The 950-nt window shown below is 66.2% G+C and carries 1 pseudogene and 1 CRISPR repeat array; the pseudogene reads right to left on the reverse strand.

Annotation, left to right across the window (positions count from 1 at the left end):
* A pseudogene (locus ROTAS13_RS28375) lies at positions 1-121 on the reverse strand (helix-turn-helix domain-containing protein); the annotation flags it as partial.
* A gap of 158 nt (positions 122-279) precedes the next feature.
* Positions 280-907: a CRISPR direct-repeat array (repeat unit 32 nt; unit sequence GTTTCGATCCACGCTCCCGCACGGGGAGCGAC).
* Positions 908-950: the final 43 nt, after the last annotated feature.

The raw sequence follows: 950 nt of genomic DNA on the forward strand, positions 1-950 counted from the left end.
ACCGCAGAACCTTCCGGACCACCTTTCGCGAAATCCCGAGCTCACGACAGATCGCCTTGATCGACTTGCCCTGCACCCGGTGCAGGCGCCGGATCTTTGCCACTGTCTCCACGACCAGCATCCCAGCACTGGCTCCCGATCATCCCGGAAACCACTGTGAACCCCGCCGTCAGTGGGGTCCCGTTTGGACGCCGATCACCCCTCCAACAGGGTTCCTATTCCATGCCGATCCACACGGGGAGCGACGAACATGGAGGACACGCCAGAGCCGTTCAGAGCGTTTCGATCCACGCTCCCGCACGGGGAGCGACCGGACTCCACCCGTGCCATGTCCTGCGCGAGCTTCTGGTTTCGATCCACGCTCCCGCACGGGGAGCGACCGCTGCGGGTCTTTCAGCGCCCGCACGATCCCGTAGTTTCGATCCACGCTCCCGCACGGGGAGCGACGCAGTGCTGGGCGTGGCAGGGAGCCGGAAAAGGGTTTCGATCCACGCTCCCGCACGGGGAGCGACCCAGGAGCTCCACTGGTCGTCCGAGCGGCGCCGGGTTTCGATCCACGCTCCCGCACGGGGAGCGACCGAGCCAGGACCGGCGCAATGTCCGGCCCTACCGGTTTCGATCCACGCTCCCGCACGGGGAGCGACCATGGTCCAGAACCAGGCGCATTCCGCCGTCGCGTTTCGATCCACGCTCCCGCACGGGGAGCGACGACTGATCAGGCCGGCACCCTGGAGGGCGGCCAGTTTCGATCCACGCTCCCGCACGGGGAGCGACTCCAGCACCTTGGGGTGCCGGCGCAGCTTGTCATAGTTTCGATCCACGCTCCCGCACGGGGAGCGACTTCAGACCATCACTCCCTTTCCGGCCCTTCGCCAGTTTCGATCCACGCTCCCGCACGGGGAGCGTGGCTGTCTCTTGATCACATCTACGCACAGCTCCACCGTAAGGCG

This window comes from Roseomonas sp. TAS13, from assembly GCF_001950415.1.
Lineage (GTDB): Bacteria > Pseudomonadota > Alphaproteobacteria > Acetobacterales > Acetobacteraceae > Roseomonas > Roseomonas mucosa.